8 protein-coding genes are annotated in these 22,100 nt (G+C 50.2%); 3 read left to right on the top strand and 5 right to left on the bottom strand.

Annotated features, from left to right (window positions below):
* The first annotated feature begins 71 nt into the window (after positions 1-71).
* Both B4E62_RS07315 and B4E62_RS07310 read left to right on the top strand, forming a co-directional pair.
* Positions 72-8,465, top strand: a complete 8,394-nt coding sequence (locus B4E62_RS07315; protein ID WP_331351620.1) for a retention module-containing protein — start codon at positions 72-74, stop codon at positions 8,463-8,465.
* A gap of 97 nt (positions 8,466-8,562) precedes the next feature.
* The gene (locus tag B4E62_RS07310) at positions 8,563-8,892 is read left to right on the top strand and encodes a hypothetical protein (protein WP_310073643.1); all 330 of its coding nucleotides are present in this window, start codon (positions 8,563-8,565) and stop codon (positions 8,890-8,892) included.
* Positions 8,893-8,987: 95 nt separating this feature from the next.
* Here B4E62_RS07310 and B4E62_RS07305 read toward each other — a convergent pair whose 3' ends face one another.
* The 5 genes from B4E62_RS07305 to ydiJ all read right to left on the bottom strand — a co-directional run bounded on the left by B4E62_RS07305 (position 8,988) and on the right by ydiJ (position 18,823).
* Positions 8,988-10,901, bottom strand: a complete 1,914-nt coding sequence (locus B4E62_RS07305; RefSeq protein WP_310073644.1) for a bifunctional diguanylate cyclase/phosphodiesterase — start codon at positions 10,899-10,901, stop codon at positions 8,988-8,990.
* A 59-nt stretch (positions 10,902-10,960) separates the two neighbouring features.
* The gene (locus B4E62_RS07300) at positions 10,961-11,521 is read right to left on the bottom strand and encodes a transglutaminase-like cysteine peptidase (protein WP_331351619.1); all 561 of its coding nucleotides are present in this window, start codon (positions 11,519-11,521) and stop codon (positions 10,961-10,963) included.
* A gap of 349 nt (positions 11,522-11,870) precedes the next feature.
* Entirely contained in the window at positions 11,871-12,590 is a 720-nt protein-coding gene (locus B4E62_RS07295; protein WP_310073646.1) for a GntR family transcriptional regulator, read from the bottom strand.
* Positions 12,591-13,164: 574 nt separating this feature from the next.
* Complete coding sequence (locus tag B4E62_RS07290) at positions 13,165-15,732, bottom strand: DUF349 domain-containing protein (RefSeq protein WP_331351618.1); 2,568 nt, start codon at positions 15,730-15,732, stop codon at positions 13,165-13,167.
* Positions 15,733-15,769: 37 nt separating this feature from the next.
* A complete protein-coding gene (gene ydiJ / locus B4E62_RS07285) occupies positions 15,770-18,823 on the bottom strand; it encodes a D-2-hydroxyglutarate dehydrogenase YdiJ (protein ID WP_331351617.1) in 3,054 nt (1,017 codons plus the stop codon).
* A gap of 259 nt (positions 18,824-19,082) precedes the next feature.
* On the opposite strand from ydiJ, the gene B4E62_RS07280 reads away from it, so the two are divergent.
* The gene (locus B4E62_RS07280) at positions 19,083-21,974 is read left to right on the top strand and encodes a TonB-dependent receptor (RefSeq protein ID WP_310073652.1); all 2,892 of its coding nucleotides are present in this window, start codon (positions 19,083-19,085) and stop codon (positions 21,972-21,974) included.
* Positions 21,975-22,100 lie beyond the last annotated feature (126 nt).

Raw genomic sequence — 22,100 nt, 5'->3', positions numbered from 1 at the left:
GTAACTAGACTCCACATCATCGCACTCACTCCGTGAGCTGCATCACATTTTTAAATGACGTGGAGTCATCTATGAGTAATGCCGTTGCCAAAGTTTCGTTTCTTCAAGGTCAAGCTTGGGCGAAAGCCCCGGATGGTACACTGCGTGCCCTGACAGTGGGCAGTACGCTCAATGACGATGAAATTTTGGTAACCGCAGAGGGCGCCCGCGTTGAGTTGGATGTGGGTACTGGAGAACCGCTAGTTGTCAATGGTGGTGCGGAAGTCGGCATGAGCCGCGACTTTCTCGCCGATACAGCAACTGGCCCTGATGAAGCCTTACTGAGTGACGCCAGCGTGCAAGAAGCGCTGACAGTGTTGGAACAGGGCGGCGACCTTTTGGAAGAGTTGGAGGAAACTGCTGCGGGTGATGCCGGTGGTGGTGGCAGCAGTGAAGGGCACAATTTTGTGCAGCTCACCCGAGTCATTGAAAGTACAGATTCACAAGCATTTGACTATACCTCGGCCTCTCAATCTGGCCAGATAGCGTTCGAGAACGACGCAAACTACATTAATCGCGCACCTTTGGTTACCGATCAGGTCATCGTGTCCAATGAAGACGAAGCCGTCACTGGCCAAATCATTGCCGACGATATTGAAGATGATGCCCTGAGCTTCACCGTCGCTACTCCTCCCGTTAATGGTGTGTTGGTAATTGACCCTGTCACCGGCCAATTTACTTTTACCCCCAATGCGAATTACAACGGCACAGACGGTTTTGTCGTGACCGTGACCGATAGCCGCGGCAACTCCACGAACACCAGCATTACACTCAATATCGCACCGGTTAACGATGCACCAACCACTAGCGATATCAACCTCACGACCGATGAAGATGTGCCGGTCAATGGTCAGGTAGTTGCGCAGGATATCGAGAATGACACGCTTAGCTATGTTGTATCTGGTCAGCCTGTTAACGGTACAGTGGTTCTTGATCCGGCCACAGGTACTTTTGTTTATACCCCGAATGCCAATTACAACGGCAGCGACAGTTTTGTCGTAACGGTTAGTGATGGGAATGGTGGTACCACCACCAGCACTGTCACCATTGGTGTTAACCCCGTTAACGATACCCCGGTGAGCAATGACCAAAGCCTGGTGACAGATGAAGACGTGCCGGTTAGCGGCCAGGTAGTCGCCAGCGATATCGATGGTGATACCCTTGGCTATACAGTGTCCGGTGTCCCTACCAATGGCACGGTGGTGCTCAATCCTGTGACTGGCAGTTTTGTCTATACACCCAACGCTAACTACAACGGCGGGGATAATTTTGTCGTCACCATCAGCGACGGGAAGGGCGGTACAACCACCAGTACCATTACGATTGGAGTCAACCCGGTTAACGATGCACCAGTCAGCAGCGACCAAAATCTGAGTACGCCGGAAGACACGCCGATTAGTGGCCAAGTTACCGCCACCGATATCGATGGCGATACGCTGGGTTACGCGGTATCCGGCCAGCCAACTAACGGCACAGTTACGCTTAATCCAGCGACTGGCGGTTTTGTGTATACCCCGAATGCCAACTACAACGGCAGCGACAGCTTTGTGGTCACCATCAGCGATGGCAATGGTGGAACTACTACGAGCCGCATCAATCTCGGTGTAACACCGGTCAACGATGCGCCGGTAAGCAATGATCAAAATCTGACTACGCCAGAAGATACCCCTTTGCCTGGTCAAGTGGTGGCGACCGATATCGAAGGGGATACGCTGGCCTATGTGGTATCTGGCCAGCCAGCCAATGGCACAGTTGCGCTTGATCCTGTGACGGGCAGTTTTGTCTACACTCCCGGCAACAACTACAACGGCAGTGACAGCTTTGTCGTCACCATCAGCGATGGCAATGGCGGTACGACTACCAGTCTCATTAATATCGGTGTAACGCCGATCAACGATGCGCCAGTTTCCAGCGACCAGAACCTGACTACACTGGAGGATACGTCATTGTCTGGCCAAGTCGTTGCCAGCGATATCGAGGGCGATACGCTTGGCTATGCGGTATCCGGTCAGCCTACCAATGGCAGTGTCTCCCTCAATCCTGCCACCGGCAGTTTTGTGTACACACCGAATGCCAACTACAACGGCAGCGACAGCTTTATCGTCACTATCAGTGACGGCAAAGGGGGAGCTACTACCAGCCGCATCAATATCGGTGTAACACCCGTAAATGATGCCCCTGTATCGAACAATCAAAACCTCAGCACCCCGGAAGATACTCCCATCAATGGCCAAATCAGTGCTTCTGATATCGATGGTGGCGCACTGGGCTACCTTATTTCCGGCTCACCGGCAAACGGTTCGGTCACCCTGAATTCTGCGACCGGCAGTTTTGTCTATACCCCCAATGCGGGTTACAACGGCAGCGATAGTTTTGTTGTCACTATTAGCGATGGCAATGGTGGTACCACCACCAGCCGTGTGAATATCGGTGTAACACCGGTAAACGACGTGCCTACTGCAGGTAATCTGAATCTGACCACCGATGAGGACGTGCCCGTCAACGGCGCCATTAGTGCGAATGATCCCGATGGCGATACCTTGTCTTACACCGTCACGGGTAACCCAGCCAGTGGCACTGTGGTGTTGAACCCTGCAACTGGCGCCTTTACCTACACGCCCAACGCCGGATACGGCGGCAGCGACAGCTTTGTGGTGAGCGTGAGCGATGGTAAAGGCGGCGTGGCGACCAGCACGGTCACTATTGGCGTTAACTCACTCAATGACGACCCGGTAGCCAGCGACCTGAACCTGACAACGGCGGAGGATACCGCTGTCAACGGTGCCATCAGTGCCACTGACCCTGAGAGTGATCCCCTGTCATACAGCGTGACGGGTAATCCTGCCAACGGTACTGTGGTGCTGAATCCCGCAACCGGTACATTTGTTTATACGCCCAATGCCAATTACAACGGCAGTGACAGCTTTGTAGTTACCATCAGCGATGGCAATGGAGGCACCACGACCAGTAACGTCGTGATTGTCGTTACCCCGGATAACGACGCGCCCACGGCGGCCGATCTGAACCTGACAACCGATGAAAATGCACCAGTGAACGGGGCTATCAGTGCTAATGATCCTGATGGCGATGCGCTGGCCTACACGGTTACCGGAAACCCGGCGCAGGGTACGGTTGTGCTGAATCCTGTGACCGGCACTTTTACTTACACGCCCAATGCGGGCTACAACGGCAGCGATAGCTTTGTGGTCACCGTCAGTGATGGCAATGGTGGCTCCACTACCAGCAAGGTGACCATCGGCGTCAACCCGGTTAATGATGTGCCTGTTGCCAATGCCGATAGCATTAATGTGGCGGAGGGTGGTGTTGCCACCACTCTGGTAGGCGGAGCAACCAGCGTGTTGGCCAACGATACCGATGCTGATCTGGATGCGCTTACCGCAGTCTTGGTCACTGGTCCGGCCAATGGCACTCTTACATTGAATGCCGATGGTACCTTCAGTTATCTGCACGACGGCTCTGAGACGACTACCGATAGCTTCACCTACAAGGTTAACGATGGAACCGAAGACGGAAATGCGGTCACCGTCAATATCAACGTCACACCAGTCAACGACACGCCAATCACCGTTGCTGACAGTATCACTGTCAATGAAGGCGGCACTGCGACGCTGCTAGAGTCGGGTGCCACCAGTGTATTAGCTAACGATTCGGATGCTGAAAACAGCCCGCTGTCGGCGATTCTGGTTTCCGGACCCGCGCACGGCACGCTGACGCTGAACGCGAACGGTACCTTTAGCTACACCCACAACGGCAGTGAAACCACCAGCGACAGCTTTACCTACCGCGCTAACGATGGCACCAACAATGGCAATATCGTTACGGTACAAATCGCGATTACCCCGGTCAATGATGCCCCGATAGCCGTAAACGACACAGCCAATGTTGACGAAGGTAGCTCGGTCATGGTGGCGGTGCGTACTAACGATTCCGATCCCGAGGGCGGTGTTCTGACTGTGGCATCTGTCAGCCAAGGCGCCAATGGCTCGGTTGTTATCGATGCGGTTACCGGAAATCCGGTTTATACCCCGAACACCGGTTTTTCAGGCAACGACAGCTTCACTTATACCGTTCAAGACCCATCAGGTGTGACCGCCACCGCCACAGTCAATGTTGTGGTCAAAGCCAATGCCCCGAGCGTGCTTGTGCAAGACCTTGATTCCGCCCCTGAAGATAACGATGTCACCGGTAATGTGCTCACCAACGACACTGACTCAGATAACACCCTGACAGTCGCGAGCTTCCAGATTTCAGGACTGGGTAGCTTCACCTCTGGCCAGACGGCGCTTATCGCCGGTGTCGGAAGTCTGGTGGTGAATACCGACGGTTCCTACGTCTTTGATCCGGTGGCCGATTGGAATGGCGCCGTCCCCCAAGTTAACTACACAACAAATACGGGTTTCTCCAGTACCCTGGATATCACCGTTACGCCAGTGAATGATGCTCCCGTTGCTGTGGACGATTTCTATACCATCAATGAAGACGAAGCTTGGAGTATGCCTCTACCGGTTTCTGGTTTGGTCACCAATGACTCTGATCCGGATGGCGATTCAGTAAGGGTGGTTATCTTGGAGAATGCCGTTAATGGCACATTGAGCGTTGTTTCAGGAAATCTGGTATTCACGCCAAACGCTGAGTTCAGCGGCACAGCGAGCTTTGATTACCGCATCACCGACGACAAGGGTGGAGTGGATAAAGGCACTGTGTTTATCAACGTGGTGGCGGTTAATGATCCAACACAGGCGATTGATGACTTTAAAACCGTCGCCGAAGGCAGCAACGCAACCGGAAATGTGTTGACCAATGATGTTGATCCGGATTCTAACCCGCAGGTCGCCAGCTTCGTGATCAATGGCACTACCTACAATGCCAATGACAGTGTGACCTTGCCGGGAGTGGGCCAATTTACCTTGCTCGCAAATGGCGACTATACCTTTGAGCCTATCGACAATAACTTTAATGGTGCCGTGCCGACGGTGACCTACACCACCGACACTGGTGCGAGCGCAGACCTGAATGTCACGCTCACCCCAGTGAATGATGCGCCCGTAGCGGTAGACGACACATTTACGATTACCACGAATACCACGCTGTCGCTGCCCCTGCCCTTGTCGATTCTGGTCGCCAATGACACAGATGTGGACAACGATACGTTGCGGGTTACCACCGTGACCTCTGAATCCAATGGCACTCTCCAGGTCGTTGGTGGAAACCTGGTGTTTACGCCTACCCCCGGTTTCTCAGGCGTTGCCAGTTTTACCTACATAGTGACGGATGATAAAGGTGGAGTTGACTCAGGCAGGGTCAATATCAACGTGGTGGCCGCGCCTAACCAAGCGCCAGAAACCAACGTGCTCAATGTCTCCGGCGATGAGGACACTCTGATTACCATCAATCTGGCTGGCAGTGATAGCGATGGTTCGGTCGCAGGCTATGTCATTAAGTCCCTGCCAACGAATGGTCTGCTATACAGCGATGCCGCTATGACCACCCTGATTGCGGTTGATGATCTGGTCAGCGGGCCTGTCTACTTCAAACCCGATGCCGACTGGAATGGTGCCAGTCAGTTCAACTACGCTGCGCGCGATGACAAGGGCCTGGACGATTCGACCCCAGCCACGGTGAACATTAGCGTCAATCCAGTAGCAGATGTCGCCGTAGTAGGCAGCGGTGCTGGCACAGTAAAAGAGGATACTCCAGCCCAATCCACTGCCGCAGGAACCCTCTCCATCACAGATCCGGATGCAGGTGAGGCAGGCTTTGAGGTGCAGACCAATACCGCAGGAACCTATGGCAGTTTCTCCATTACCAGCACCGGTAACTGGACCTATAACATCGACAACAGCAAGACAAACGTCCAACAACTTAAAGAGGGCGAGATCAAAACCGAGACGTTTACCGTCAAGAGTATTGACGGCACCACCAGCTCAGTAGTGATTACTGTCGCAGGCACTAACGATGGCCCAACGGCGGTTGCGGATAGCGGTACAACCCTGCGCAATACAGCCTTGACCTTTGCACCAGCCGATTTACTGGGCAACGATACTGATCCTGACGGCGATATCCTGACGATTGATTCAGTGCAAGGTGCGGTGAATGGTAATGTTTCACTCGTCGCTGGCAACGTGGTGTTTGTCCCTACTGCTGGGTATTCCGGTCCGGCGTCTTTCACTTACACCATTAGTGACGGCAAAGGTGGAAGCTCTACTGCCAGCGTGGATATCACCGTAGTGAAACCCAATACCGCGCCTGATGCAAATGACGATGCGGCAGCATCTGCTGGCTCGGGCAATATTGGTTTGGTGTCGGAATACTTCGGTTACAGCGATCCGGCCAACGGTTCAAACCTCACGAATCTCCAACAGATCAATACGTTCATCAATGGTCGTACACCTGATGCGACTTTTGTAGCCAAAACGTTCGACTATGGAAATACTGCATTTAATAACGGTCTGGGTAATGGTACTAACCTGCAGTCATTTCTGGGCAGTGATGCAGCCAGCCTGAGTGCTGACCCCGCCACCACAACCGATGCAATTATCCGTATGCGTGGTTTTGTTGAGCTGGGTGCAGGCACCTACAATTTCAAAGTCACCGCTGATGACGGTTACCAAATCCGGGTTGATGGGGTAGTGGTGGCAGAGGTTAACCAGAATCAGACGGTCAAAACGACCATCCACAATCTATTTACGTTAACTACTAGCGGTTTGCATACTGTTGAAGTTATCTATTGGGACCAGGGGATTTCAGCGCGTCTGAAACTGGAATTGAGTGATGATGCCGGGACAAGTTATGACCTCCTCTCGTCTATTCCCACTTATAAAAATGTCATTTTCTCGGCGGTTGAAGACACTGCACTTGCCATCCCAGCCAGTTCCTTGCTGGGCAATGATACCGATGCTGATGGTGATACCTTGGTTATCCAGAGCGTACAAGGTGCAGTAAATGGGTCGGTTAACCTGGTGGCTGGCAGCATCGTGTTTACTCCGGCCGCGAATTATAGTGGCCCGGCGAGTTTCACCTACACGATCAGTGATGGCAAAGGCGGAACCGATACAGCAACGGTGAATCTGGTGGTGGCGCCAGTGAATGATGCTCCTACAACCTTGGCCGATTCCGGCGTTGCCGCTAGTAATGGCAGCTTGAGTATCCCTATAGCTACGTTGTTGTCCAATGACAGCGATCCAGAGGGTGAAGTTATCAGCTTTGTCAGTGTACAAGGCGCTGTCAATGGAACTGTGGCAGTCTCTGGTAATAATGTTGTCTTTACTCCAACAGCCAACTATGAGGGACCTGCCAGCTTTACCTACACTGTCCGCGATCCTTTGGGCAACAGCAGCAACGGTTCGGTAACAGTCAATGTCGGGGCCGCCTCAGCACCTTCGGTTGCGGTATTGAAATCCGTAGTGGCCTTGGCGCATGGTACGGGCGGCACCAGCGTGAAGTTTCCGATCATGACTTCCCTGGTGGATACCGATGGCTCTGAAACCTTGTCCATAAAAATCAGTGGTGTTCCAACAGGTCTTAGTTTTAATAGTGGAACCAATCTGGGTGGCGGGGTGTGGCAATTTACCACCGCCGATTTGCCTAATCTCACCTTGAATCTTCCTGGCAGCTACACCACAACGAACACTAGCCTGACGGTACAAGTCACTGCTACTGAATCCACTGGCGGGTTTACAGCATCTACTTCTACTACTGTGGCGTTAAGGGCGGACTACACAACCGTAGACATTACAACGACTGAAAGTGGCAATTACACCGGTAATTCCGCTAATGAATATATTCAGGGTGGTAGTGGCAATAATACGATCAGTGCTGCCAACGGCAATAATGTGGTTTCTGGTGGTGATGGCAATGACACTATTACCTCTGGTTCAGGCAATGACGTCATTTTTGGTGGAAGTGGTAACGACACCATAAGTAGCGGCGTTGGCACTGACCGTATCAGTGGTGGTGCTGGCAACGATACCATGAGCGGTTTTGCGGATAACTTTGTGGATGTGTTCGTCTGGGGCTTGGGTGACCAAGGTGCGGCAGGTGCTCCGGCAGAAGACACCATCAACAATTTTGTAACCACCGCGGCGGGCGGTAATACCAATGGTGGCGATGTACTCGATCTGCGCGATTTGCTCCAGGGTGAGCATGTTGGCGCAAGTAATGGTGCTGGCAATCTGGCTGATTATCTGCACTTTGAGATTTCTGGTGCGAATACCATTGTCCACATTAGCCACACCGGAGGCTTCAGCGGAGATACCCACACTGTAGGTGCAGGCTATACTGGCTCGGCAGAGACACAAAAAATTACGTTGACGGGAGTCAATCTGCAAAGCCTTTACAGCGGCGCAACAACAGACCAACAAATTATTACGCAGCTGCTCAACAACAATAAATTAATTACCGATTAATACATTGTTGTTAAAGGTAAAATTCCCGCGCTTGGTCTGTGGTTCAGGTGCGGGATTTTTTCCTTGGCATATCGATTTTTTGTGAGGGGGGGAGAGCATGTACATCAAACGCAATGAGGCAGGCGAATTAATTGCTATCAGTAAAATTGCCGGGAGTGATTTTGTTGAAGCCGTTGCTGATGATGCACAGGAATTGTTGGCGTTTATCCAACAGGAAAAAACTGCCGAACAGTTGGCGCTGGAGCAGACCGACCAAACCATGGCGCGGGTACTCGAAGATGTGGTGAATTTGTTGGTGGAGCAGGGTGTGATTCGCTTTACCGATTTGCCCGATGCAGCGCAACACAAGTTGCTCAACCGGCGTGAATTGCGCGGTAAACGCCAGGGGATTTATTTGTTGGATGATGGCGACAATTTGCATTTGTAATTCGTGTGCAGATTGTTGCGAGTGGTTTGCTTGCTACGTGATCTTACTGAAAAAACGGTGCAGCTTAATCTGCGCCGTTTTTTATGGGCCCGGGTTTAGGTGATGTTTGGGCCGGTAAGACCATCCACACCAATTTTCATCAATGTTTGTTGTTCCGCATCACTAAGCACACCTTCCGCAATCATCACAATTCCTAGCGAATGCCCCAGCGTGCAAAGGCTTTGCACAAAGGTCTGGCTGCTGAGGTTGTTATGGATATCGCGAATAATGGCGCTGTCTATTTTTAAATACCCCAAACCCATCGACTGCAAATTGCCAAACTGGGTGAACTCCAATCCGACATGTTCCAAGCCAACCCGGCAACCCAAACTGCGCAGCCGCGTGGAAAATGCACGCAGTTCTTCCAGATGGCGCAGCATACAAATTTCAGGAAATTCGATCCATAAGTGTTTAGCCTGCTGCGATTCATTCAGCAAGAGAGCGAGAACTTGTTCGCGAAAGTTAGCGCTACAAAGCGCGGCAGCGGAGATATTGATTGCCAGTGGGCCGGGTGAACGGCCAAGTTGCGTCAGCGCTAATTTCAGCACCGCCAGATCGACATCCGGCATCAACCCCAAGCGCACTGCCCAAGGCATAAAATAACCAGCTGGTTTGAGTTCACCATCCAATTCCAGGCGCACTGCCGTCTCGTTGTGGAGTAAATCCCCATTGGTATTGCGTACGGGGAATTTTGCCAAGGCAATGCCCTGTGTGCTTAATGACTCGGTAATAGCATTGCGCCACTCCGTCAAATTATGTTGTACATAATCCAATTGATCATCAGCAAGTGCGATAACGGCGCGGTTACCTTTTAACTCTGCTTGTGCTAATGCGCCATCAAGTTTGTGCAACAGCTCATTGCGTTTGTCGCTGCTGTTAAAGCTGCATAGTGCCAATGGCAGGGCGATTTTGTCGAAACCGCCAGCAATTAATTGGAAATTCAATTTCTGTGATACATCGGCACTGAGAATATCGATGGGGGTGTCAGTGGGAATCAGCAAGGTAAAATCACTGCCGTTCAAGCGGCCAGCATAACTATTGGGATATTTATCCTGAAGATCACTGAATACACCGGCAATCGCGCGCAATAACTGGTCGACTTGTTGATGACCTAATTGATTGTTAAGTTCATTCAAATTCATTGCGCGTGCTAACACAATAATGCCGCGCTCCTGAGCATCTTCACGTGTGAGCTGGGTGTCGAGTAAATTTAAAAAATGCGTACGATTGGCAAGCCCGGTGAGTGAGTCGGTTTGTGATTCGCGGCGCAGCAGCTCAAGCTGACGAGCTTCTTTATCCAGCATTTGTTTAACGCCTTGTGAAAGCGTATTCATCGCGCGCACCAAGCGTTGAAACTCTTTGGTTTTGGGTTCTTCCGATATAATAAAACGGCGCTCACCGATGGCTTCTGCTTGATTTACCACTAAGTCCAGCGGGCGCGATATGTATTTCAAAATAAAACTGCCGATTAAACCGCTCAGCAGGGTTGCGCAGATAAACCAGTCCAATAAATCACGGGTATTTTGCCAGAGCGCTTCCAGTGCATAGCGCGAGTGGCTTTTTACCACCAAAGTTCCCGCTTGCTGCCAACCGTCTTGTACTTGTGCAATGCCGGGTGCTACGTTGAATTTCACGCGCTCGGCGAACCATTTAGGTACAGCATTATTCTCCGGTTTTGTGTCATCAAAATTGCGCGCGACTATGGGTTTTTCATCGGCATCTTGGAAAATAATATATTCGTAATGGCCTGCATCAAATTGTGCAGTGATTAATAGCTCCAAGGTAACCGGATCCTTATCCGGCATTTGTGATATCGATAGCGCCAAGGAGTTGGCATTATCAATATTTTTTAAACGCAGCTGCTCTTGCAAATAGGTTTTGGCAGTAATAGTGCTGATCACAAAATTGCCAGCGAGGACCAGCAGCAAGAGCACAATAATTCCAATCCATAATTGTTTAATTAGTGACATTGTTATGGCCTTTCGCATTCATTGTTTTGGTGTTGTTAGAAAACATTTGGTATCCATTATTAAAATCCCTCTTCATTCACACGTGCCAACAGGTCGCGCCAGCGCGATAAACGCGCGGTGGGGTCAGCTGTTGTTGATTGGTTGCCTACCCATAGACCTTCGCTGTTGAAACTAAATACCGGGCGCAAATCCGGGCGTTTGTTGGCGGGTTCAATGGTGTCGAGCAAACTGTCGAGAATCAGTGGGATCGCATTGGGTGTAGGGTAATATCCCAGCACCATATGGGCTTGGAATATTTTACTCTGCGGGCCGCCAATTTGTGCTTTAACGTAGATCAGGCGCAACTGCTCATTGGCAACGCCTAACTGTAACAAGCTGAGATATTTTGCGATGGTGTAGTCTTCGCAATCACCTGCGCGTGCACCCATCACTTCCAGGGGAGTCGCCCAGTAATCGCTTTTTTTCCACAACATAATGTCCTCTGTGTAACGAACATTACGATTAAAAAACTGATTTACCTCGATGATTTTTGTTTCAGGAGTTGCATTGTTGGCGCTATTCAACATGCGCCTCCATGATTCCAGTAACACAAGGCCATCGTTACCGTAGCGTGTCTGCATAACTTGTTGCATTTTATGCGGATCTATATCAGCCGATACAAAGAACGAAAACAGAAATACCATTAACACAGATTTTCGCAAAACAGCTGTGCGTAAGCACACTTTGACTTTCCCTGGCATGTTTGTGCGGAAGTAACTGCGTTCAGGCCGGAGCACGAGTCAGCTCCAGTAGATGTGGTGTTGGGAATTGGTTATGAGGCATGTTTGCGTAATGGTTGTCGGCAGCATGCTTTGGAGTATAGCCAGTGTTTTGAAAAATGCGTCTTTAAATTCAATTGCTTAGAAGGCTTGCTAAACAGAGCCGCCCGGGTAAGACGGCTCGGTTCTTTTATCGATGAGGGTTTTTTAGCTAAACAAAATATTCTGGATGTTCCTGCGGGATCACTTCCAAAATATTGTAAACATCTTTTAGGTGCACACTCATAGCCGCTGCTGATTTATCTGCAGAGCCCGCTTTAATTGCCTTAATAATCGCTGCATGTTGGTTAAGTACACGCTTGTATTGGCCACTGACATGTAAGCTCAAGTTGCGCACGCGGTCCATGTGGGCTTTTTCTGCTTCAATGAATGAAGCAACGCGCGGGTATTGGGTAAAACTGGCCAGAGTTTGGTGAAAGTGGTCATCAAGATTTTGAAAGGTAAGTGCATCATCTTCAGCTGCTGCTGCTTTTTGGTCGGCAATAATTTTTTCACAGGCCTCGACGGCCTCCAGGCGAATAGCTTCATCTGAATTAGTGGCGAGCTGGGTGACCACCGCAACTTCCAATGCTTCGCGGATAAAACGTGCTTCCAGTATTTTCTCCAAACTGAATTTGGACACATAAGTCCCGCGCTGGGGCAGAACTTCGACAAAACCAATATTGGATAATTGAATCAGCGCCTCGCGCACCGGTGTACGGCTGACGCCAAATTGCTGTGCCAGTGCTGTTTCTGAAATCATTTGGCCGGGTAAGAGTTCCATACTAATAATGGCATCGCGAATAAAACCAAATATCTGGCTGGCCGCTGGGCGGTCATATGACAGTCCTCTTGCTTCCGGGCGCATACTAATCAAAGGCTGTTTCGCCACTCTCTATCTCCTCTGGAAAATTCACCCCACTGTAAGCGGCAAGTGCGGGCGTAAAGATGGATTGTGCCTTGTTATGCGCCGCTATGCCATATCAGTTTACGCGCGCCTTCTGTGTCCGGCAAAAGGATTTTTGTGCCAATTGTAGGGCAGGATTAGTTATTGGTGAAAAAAAATCCATTGATGGAATGGGTTTTTGGTATCATAAAGTCATTTTGACAAAAAGCTTGACCCACTAGTATGCAAGGGGTAGGATTCAGTCAATGTCCACTGCACTTTCGACAGGGTAGTGGACAGGGGTTGTGTTTGACCTTCTTCTGGCGGATTTTTTCCGCCAGTTTTTTTAAGCTTATCGTTGGTATTGCGAACGCCTTTACATCGAGCTGTTATTCAGAGTAGTTCTTTGTAAAGTTCTCCTTTGTATAGTTGTTTGACCTCTCCCTTACAGCAGCCACTGGATACCAGCGGCTGCTTTTTTATTGTCAGTTATTTGTATGAATTATTTCAGTTGGCAATAAAAAAGCGAGCAGGGTGTTATCCCGGCTCGCTTTGTATAATGGCTATTCTTGATGTGTGTTTAGCTTTTTATTCCCTGCGCTCGGCTGCTATTAAAACGTGTCAATAATGATGTGTAGGCTTGTGTCGCAACTCCGCCCAATGCAACCCATTCCAAGACTAATGATTCAAAACTGCTATCGCGTTGCCCAAAGGCCTGTTGCATCTGTTTGACTTGATAGGCCATACGCGCTTGTTTGTCCTCTGCCGGGCTTTCTTTCCCCGCCAAAATTTCGGCGCGAATCGCCAGTGTGTGCAACAGCTCGGTGTTGGCAGCTTGATTGGCACTGGTGATAGCATCAGCTTTAGCCAAGCGCTGTTGCACCAAGCTCAATGTGCCGGTAGGCCAGCGCGGTGTATTGGCAATAAGTGTTTCCAGATTGTTTTTTTGAGTAGCCAGGGTTTCACTGGCTGTCTGCGCGATGACTGCCAATTCGTATTCGCGCAGCGCATTGAGTGCATTAAACAAATCTGTCCAGCTCTGCTCTTCTGCCTGACTCCGCGCACTGTCGCGTTTGTTAGCGATAGCGGCAATGCTGGCATTGAACTTATTCTGCAATGCCTTGCTCGCTTCTTTGGGTAAGTCCAGTGCGGAAAATTCTGTTTTTAGTGATTCGATTTCTGCCTTTGCCGCGTTGAGTTGTTCAAGTGATTGAGCGGCGAATTGATTAAGCTGTTCGATCAATCGCTCGGCTTGTGCTGTAATCGCCTGACGCTGTTCTTTTGCCGCTTCAAATGCCTGATTGCGCAAGGCAAATACCGCATCGCAGTGTTTGCGGAATTCTTGCCAGAGTTGTTGGTCTTCTTTGTGCCAGCTTTTGCCTATCAATTTCCACTGCGCTTGCAATTGCTTGATGGTTTCAGTGGCTGCGCGCGTATCAACCGCACTGACCAAAGCTTGCGCTTGTTCGATCAAGCTTTGCTTGGCCGTTTTGTTGCTCTCATATTCACTGGTGATTTTGCCAAATAACTGCTCCATCAGATTTTCAAATTGTTTTTGCAGTTCATTGCCCGCTTTACGTGGCACTGGCCAGTAGGTTTGCCATTCGGCACGCGCGGTTTTTAAGGTTTGCTCAACATCTTTCCATACGGCATTAGCAAAATCGTAACCTTGCAGATATTGTTGCAATTGACTGACTAATTCGCGGCGCTTGTTGAGGTTGTTTTCGCGCTCTGCTGCCTGCGCTTCAAAAAATTCTTTACAAGGGGCGTAGGCCACAGCGGAAGCTTGTTGGAATTGTTGCCAGAGTTCATCGTCTTGTTGTTGAACGCCTTTGCTCACTTCTTTCCAGCTGTCTTGCAGTTCGTGGATTTTGGTGGCGAGGTTTTCAGGGTTGATGTTACTGGTCGCAAGCGCTTGCATCTGGCTAATCAATGCTTCTTTTTTTGGAGTCACTGCAAACTCATGCCAATCACCAAGCTTCGCTAGCTGTGCTTCAAAGTCATCGAGTTTGGCTTGTATACCTTTAGGAATTTCGCTCAATTGCGCACGTTTTTCCTGCAATTCTTTTTGGATAGCGCGGGCTTTGCGCACAAAACCTTGCTCTGCTGCCCACAGGCCTTTGCGTGCGAGTTCACTGAAATCGCGCAGAGCATTTTTAGCTGCCTGCTCGGTCTGGTGGCGCTGGGCCCAGATTGCATCCAGTTTTGCTTTGGCCTCACTTAGGGTTTCCGGCAGCTCATCGCCGAATTCTTTTGCGGACTTAATGAGTTGTTGCAGTTTTTGCTGTGCGTTTTTAACCGCATCTGAATCTTCAACTTGATCAAGTTTTTCTGCTAATTGTTTGACGGTGCCGGAGGTTTTGATTTGGTCGATTAAATTCAAGGTTTGTTGTTTACGGTGTTCGAATTCTTTGGTGAGCTTATCCAGCGGCAACTGGCGATTCGCCGCCAAACGCACTGCATTTGCTAGCTCCTGAATTTTTAATTCGTAGTTTGCATTGACCAGTTCATCGACATGGCTTGCGCGGTACACCTCGCCAGCGAGTTGTTTGAGGCTTGCATAGGCTTCTTCAGCCAACTGCAATGCCTGTTGGTCAAGCGAGAGTTTTTCTTCTTCATCGGCGATGGCTTGTGCGCGCGCGTTGATTTTAGCTTCGCAGGCGGCGAGAGCACTTTGGTAGCGTGACTGAGCCATAATGGATACTTGTCCCAGCGCATCCCATTCGTTTTGTAACACGGTCAGTTTTGCTTTGAAGAGTGAATCTGCTTCAAAATGGGAGTGGCGCTCCAATTTTTCGCAAATACGCAAGGCACTGGCTTCCAGCTCTGCCAGTTTTGCATCTTCTGCCTTGAACAAATCCAACTTCGTTTTGACAATTTTGAATACGTTTTTGTCTTTGGTTTTCACTGCTTTAGCAAGTTGTTCCAGAATTTCACGGCTGTGAATCTTTTCCGCAGCAGCCTGTCGCAATTGGCTGGTCGCACCATCGCTGGCGAGTTTTAACAGCTCGCCCTCATCGTTGGTTTGTTCAACGATATCCAGCGTAATAACCGGTTTTGGCGGCTTTATTTCAGCGACCGGTATGGGTACTACTTTGGTGGGTTCAACTTTAGGTTTGGCACCAAACAATTTGCGTAAAAGTTTCATAGTCGTGGCTCGTCAGTCAGTGAGGGTAGTGGGTTTGTTAAATCAATTGTTGCAATAAAATTTGTACCGGGTGCGGCAGTTTTACATTGTCGATCCGTTTAGTCTGGCTGCGGCAGGAATAGCCGGTGGCCGTTAACTTGCCTGCATTAGTTGGATTGTTAACAACTTGTGACCAGGAGAGCGAGTAGATTTTTTTAGAGGTTTCTACATTGCTGCTCTCATGGCCGTAGGTTCCGGCCATACCGCAACAGCCGGTTTCGATCACTTTTAGTTGTTGGCCGAGTTTAGCAAAAACAGTTTGCCAATCTTTGACCGAACTCACTGCGTTAGTTTTTTCGGTGCAATGCGCGAGCAGTGAAAATTCCGCTGCTTTGAACTCGCGCGTCTTGCCCGCAAGTTGCTCGCTCTGTTGCGCGAGCCACTCCTGAATTAATTGTACTTTTGGTGCGTTATCGCCCAGCACTTTTTTGTATTCTGCGCGATAGGCGAGTGTCATTGCTGGTTCAATACCCATTAACGGAATGCCGGATGAGGCAAGGCCATTCAGCTGGGTTGCGTTGGTATCAGCTGCTTTGGCAAAGGCTTTGAGAAAGCCGTGAACCTGCAGCGGTTTGCCATTGGGTTTGAACGGGGCGAGCATTGGTACAAAGCCGAGTTTTTGCAGCAGTTTGAGGGTGTCGATTACCAGCGGTGTTTCGAAATAACTGGTGAAGGCATCTTGCACCAAAATCACAGCCTTGGTTTTTTCGGCGGGTGTTAGCTGCGCAATATTTTCCAGAGTCGCATAATTGACGCCGAGTTTTTCAGCCGCTTTGTGCAGACTTATGCCGGTGAGCAGTGGGCTATCAACCATGCCGATAAAGCGCGCCATAAATTTCTGCATAAACTGCGGCTTCATCATCAGGTTGTAGGCCCACGGCATTTTAGCGAGTGTTGGAATCATAAATTCCAAGCCGCCGATAAAATAATCCTTGAGTGGACGCAGATAGCGGCTGTAATACAGTTCTAAAAATTTCGCGCGGAATTCAGGCACATCGACTTTAATCGGGCATTGACCCACGCAGGATTTACACGCGAGGCAGCCAACCATGGATTCATGCACTTCATGGGAGAAATCATATTCGCCGTTGCGTTTGCCCAGGGTGTTGATGAGGCGGCCAGGTAAATTGAACAAGAAGCTCGCACGTTTTAATTTTTTGCTTTCGTCAATCGCATTAACACCGCGTTCGCTCATTTGTTTGAGCCATTCGCGCATTAATGATGCACGGCCTTTAGGCGAGTGTTTACGCTCGCGCGTGCCTTTCCAGCTGGGGCACATGGCATCGTTAGGATTCCAGTTGTAACAGAGACCGTTGCCATTGCAGTGCATGCCTTCGCTATAACCTTCCCAAACCTGCACAGGAATTTTTCTATCTTGCTGGCCACGCGTAGCCACTTCATCGATTTTTAATAATTTGATATCGGCAGCGGGCGTTGCGATTTTGCCTGGGTTTAATTGGTTGCGCGGATCAAACGCCGCTTTAATGCGTTGGATCTGCGGATACAGCTCACCAAAAAAAGCCGGTGCATATTCAGAGCGAACCCCTTTACCGTGTTCACCCCACAAAAGGCCATTGTATTTCTGTGTGAGTGCGACAACGCGGTCGGTGATGATGCGCACCATTTTTTCTTGCGCAGGATCTTTCATGTCCAGCGCGGGGCGCACATGCAACACCCCTGCGTCGACATGGCCGAACATACCGTAAGTCAACTTGTACTCGTCGAGCACTGCGCGGAATTCAAAAATAAAATCGGCAAGATTTTCTGGCGGAACTGCAGTGTCTTCGACAAAGGGAACCGGGCGAATTTCGCCCTCCACGTTGCCGAGCAAGCCTACGGCTTTCTTGCGCATACCCCAAATTTTATTGACGGCGTCGTTGCCCCAAGCAATGGAATAGCTGATGCGACCGGTGTTGGAATCCTGCGCTGCGCTGTCGAGCAAGTCAGTCAGTTTTTTTACATCCGCTTTTAATTCATCTTCAGAATTTGCCGTGTATTCAACCAGATTAATGCCCTGGATTTTTTCACCGCTTTCCGGTGCAGGAAAAAACTCCGCCACGCTATGCCATACGATATCGTTCATCGCCAGATTCAATACTTTTGAATCGACGGTTTCAATGGAGGTCGGCTCGGCCGTCATCAGTTGCGTTGCATCGCGCAGGGCGACGTTGAAATCGCGATAGTTGACGTTAATCAGCGCGCTGAATTTGGGGATAGGCAATAAATTAATTTTAGCTTCGGTGATAAAACCGAGCGTACCTTCACTGCCACACAAAATATTGTTGAGGTTAAAGCGACCTTGTTCATCGCGAATATGCGCCAAATCATAACCGGTGAGGCAGCGGTTTAATTTGGGAAACTTTGCGTCGATCAGCGCGTGATGCTCGCGTTGGATAGCATCGATGACGCGATGCACTTCGCCGACGCGGTCATCGCGCTTCCATAAATTTTCCAGTTCGCTTTCATCGATCGGCGCAGAGGTCCACTCGGTGCCATCAAGCAGTACAGTTTTTAATTCCAATATGTGATCGCGGGTTTTGCCATAGCGGCATGAGCCTTGGCCAGAGGCATCGGTATTGATCATGCCGCCGATGGTGGCGCGGTTACTGGTAGAGAGTTCCGGCGCAAAAAATAATCCGTGCGGTTTGATCGCGGCATTGAGTTGGTCTTTGACCACGCCACATTGCACGCGCACCCAACGCTCTTCGACGTTGATCTCCAAAATCTGGTTCATGTACTTGGATGTGTCTACCACCAAACCATCGGTGAGCGATTGGCCGTTGGTGCCCGTACCGCCACCGCGCGGGCTGAGCACAACCGATTGGAATTTGGGCTCTTGGCTAAGGCGCGCAATTTTTACCAGATCAGCAGTGTCGCGCGGGTAGAGCACACCTTGCGGCAGCACTTGGTAAATGGAGTTATCCGTCGCCAATACCGTGCGGTTGGCGTAGTCCGGGTTCAGATCACCGCTAAAACCCTGTTCGCGCAAGGCGTTGATAAAGTTCAGGTACAGGGCTTGGACAGAGGAGGTTTGGTCTATGCGTGGAATCATGGGGTATCACAAATCAGCAGCTATTCATGGGGCGGCATTCTACTCCCTTGCCCATCCAATGTCCTGATCTTGGGTGTAATCCTTATACGCGCTGAGATCCATTAGTGATCTTTTTCGTTACCGCATTACCCGCCGTTGATCCCGTCGCTAGTCCAGTTTTTTGTGAATATTGACACACTAGTGTACAAGTACTAGCATCGCTCCGTTTGTGCACATGTATACAAGTAGACATCTAACAATAAACCTATGGGAATCGATTATGAGAACGACACACACACGTCCATTATTTGCCCTAAGCCTGCTCAGTTTGGCGATTGCATCCAGTGTTGCCCATGCGCAACAACCCGCTCAGAAAGAAGAAGTCGAAGAGATAGTTGTCACGGGTTATAAGGCGAGTTTGCAAAGCGCAACCAATGCCAAACGCGCCTCTACCAGTTTGGTTGAATCCGTTTTTGCGGAAGATATCGGTAAATTCCCCGATTTGAACGTCGCTGAATCGATTGGCCGTATTCCTGGTATTCAACTGACCCGCGATATCAATGGCGATGGTTTGCAAATCGCCATCCGCGGCCTGGGTACCAATTTTACCAAGGTGCTGCTCAATGGTTCGCAGATTGCGGTGGCATCGGGTGGCAGTGTTGATTCGCAAAACCAAAACCGCGAAGTTGACCTCAACCTGTTTCCCACCGAGTTGTTTACTCGCATCGATGTGTCCAAAACACCAGTGGCCAGTACACTGGAAGGTGGTCTCGCGGGTGTGGTGAATATGCGCAGCGCGCGACCGTTCGATAGCAAAGATGAAGGTTTTCACAGCACCTATCAAGGGCAATTGGCTTACACCGAGATCAATGAAGAAACCAGCCCGCGTGCGGCGTTCACTACCAGTTGGCGCAATGAGAATTTCGGTGTGTTGTTTGGTCTTGCTGGAGTGAATAGCAAATCGACTACTGAAGGTTATGAAACTATTGGTTGGTCCAATATGAATTTGTCGGCCGCCCAATGTGGTACAGCGACGGCGGCGCCCTGCGATACGATTGGCGGCAACAACATCAACGTACCAGCAACGGTTCCTGCTGGTGCTGGTGCGGGTTTAGTTGCCGGTACGGTGGTGGATGCCGCTTTTCTGCAGGCAAATAACCCAAATGTGACTTTGCAACAAATCGGTGATGGTTTGCTGCCGCGCCTGAGTCGTCCTTCCTATATTGATGGCACCCGTGACCGGGTATCCGGTTTGCTATCACTCGAATATCGCCCGTCCGATGAAACCCAATTCTATTTCGATGCGATGTGGGCAGATGCATCACGCGAGTTTGATCGTTTGGATGTGAACTGGATTGGTCGTTTTGGTTCGTTGATTCCGCTGAATATGGAAGTGGATGAAAACAATGTCGTCACCAAGGGGACGTTTGCTAACGCCCAGTTCTTCCTGGAAGCTCGCCCCTATTCGGAGGATGTGGATTTTTATAACGTCAATCCGGGCGCCCATTTTGAGTTTGGTAGTGAGCATCAGCTGGATGTGCAAATCAATTCCAGTCGCAGCGAGTTTTTCCGCGAGTCGCCTACCGTATTGATCAATACGCCGATGGGGCAAGGCACAGTAGTAAATTATGAGAATACGGGCGGTGATTATCCGCAAGTGACGACCAATGTCGATCTCAATGACCCTAATGCCGGTTGGGTGTTTGCCGGCGGCCGTTTGAATATTGCCAACGAAAAACGTATCACGGAAACAGACGGCGCACATGTGGATTATCGCTTCGGCGACGACGTGCAAAATATCCGTTTTGGTCTGGCATACGATGAAATTTCACGCAGTATTTCCGCCCGCGATAACAGCGCGCGATGGGAGGATGTGGTGTGTCGCAATGGTTTGGATGCCGATGGCAATAGCCCGGCAACGGGGCGTTTGCCTTGTAATGGGTTGAACCCCAATTCCGGGATTCCGCAATCAGAGTTGGCGTCTTATCTCAAGCCCGGCCCCTACGGATTTATCACCGTTGATTTTGATCGCTTTATGGCGGACACCAACTATCACGAGCTGAGCAAGAATGCGCCGGAAAACAACAGTTCACCCACGGGCGCAAGCACGGGTGGCGTGGATGAAGAAACCCTCGGTGCTTACCTTGAAATTAATGGTGCAACCGAGGTTGCAGCCCGCCCCCTTACGTTCAACATGGGCACACGCTATATCACCACTGACCAGTTAATTTCTGGTCCGGTTACTATCGGTGGCGTGCGCGAGTATCAAAATCTGGATACAAGCTATGACGCCTTCCTGCCATCATTTAACTCCACTCTGGATGTGATGGATGATGTGAAGCTGCGCCTGTCGGCATCGCGTACGCTCACCCGTGCCAATCCCAGTGCAATGTTGCCAGCGACTCAGTTCAGCGATCCATCGGCCCAGCAAGCGACTCAGGGCAATCCGAATCTGAGCCCGTATTTGTCCACCAACTTTGATATCGGTGGCGAGTGGTATACCGGTGATGAAGGTTATGTGGGTGTGACCTTCTTTAATAAGCAAGTCACAGGCTTTACCGTGTTGGGTACTAACACGATTCCTTTCCTGCAGTTGGGCGTCCCCTACGATACGCTGACGGATTTGCAGCGCGGTGCAATCGACAGCCGTGGTGGCCCAAATGTGGCAACTGTGACGGTGCAACAGCAAGTCAACGCGCCGGGCAATCTTGAATTGCGCGGTCAGGAAATTACCTGGGTACAACCGTTGGATATGATCGTCGAAGGCCTGGGCTTTAACGCCAACTTCACCAAGATCGACCAGAAAGGCGAGGGCCAAGGTGCTCCTGCGCAGGCGATTGGTGTATCACCACAGACGTATAATTTCACCGGTTATTGGGAAAACTACGGCGCATCGTTACGTTTGTCTTACACCTGGTATGACGCACAAGTTATTTCTGGCCCGAACCAGAACGGCATCTCGTTTGCGCAGTTAAAAGCAGATGAGCGCGGTCAGTGGGATTTGTCGGCCAGTTACCAATTTGAGGGTGTTGTCACCGAACCAATGCTGACCTTGAATATCAGCAACCTGACCGGTGAACCACTACGTACAACCTATCAGTACGACAATGCAACATTTACTTTCTACGATCCCGGTTACACCGCGACCTTGGGTATTCGCGGCAGCTTTTAAGTAGTTAGGCTTATCTCCTCATTGGATCTTGTGTTCACCCCTGATTGCAAAATCGGGGGTTTTTTATGCGCGCTATTTTTATGCCTACAAACAAAAACTGCCGCAAAAGCGGCAGTTTGGGGGGGC

The organism is Cellvibrio sp. UBA7671 (assembly GCA_002483145.1).
GTDB classification, from domain to species: Bacteria; Pseudomonadota; Gammaproteobacteria; order Pseudomonadales; family Cellvibrionaceae; genus Cellvibrio; species Cellvibrio fibrivorans.
This window is presented reverse-complemented; position numbering and strand designations above follow the sequence as displayed.

Bases quoted from the DNA above. Each gene is read 5' to 3' on its own strand.
- B4E62_RS07300 (WP_331351619.1), bottom strand. From the start codon at position 11,521: ATGCAGACACGCTACGGTAACGATGGCCTTGTGTTACTGGAATCATGG.
- B4E62_RS07280 (WP_310073652.1), top strand. From the start codon at position 19,083: ATGAGAACGACACACACACGTCCATTATTTGCCCTAAGCCTGCTCAGT.
- ydiJ (WP_331351617.1), bottom strand. From the start codon at position 18,823: ATGATTCCACGCATAGACCAAACCTCCTCTGTCCAAGCCCTGTACCTG.
- B4E62_RS07305 (WP_310073644.1), bottom strand. From the start codon at position 10,901: ATGTCACTAATTAAACAATTATGGATTGGAATTATTGTGCTCTTGCTG.
- B4E62_RS07315 (WP_331351620.1), top strand. From the start codon at position 72: ATGAGTAATGCCGTTGCCAAAGTTTCGTTTCTTCAAGGTCAAGCTTGG.
- B4E62_RS07310 (WP_310073643.1), top strand. From the start codon at position 8,563: ATGTACATCAAACGCAATGAGGCAGGCGAATTAATTGCTATCAGTAAA.
- B4E62_RS07290 (WP_331351618.1), bottom strand. From the start codon at position 15,732: ATGAAACTTTTACGCAAATTGTTTGGTGCCAAACCTAAAGTTGAACCC.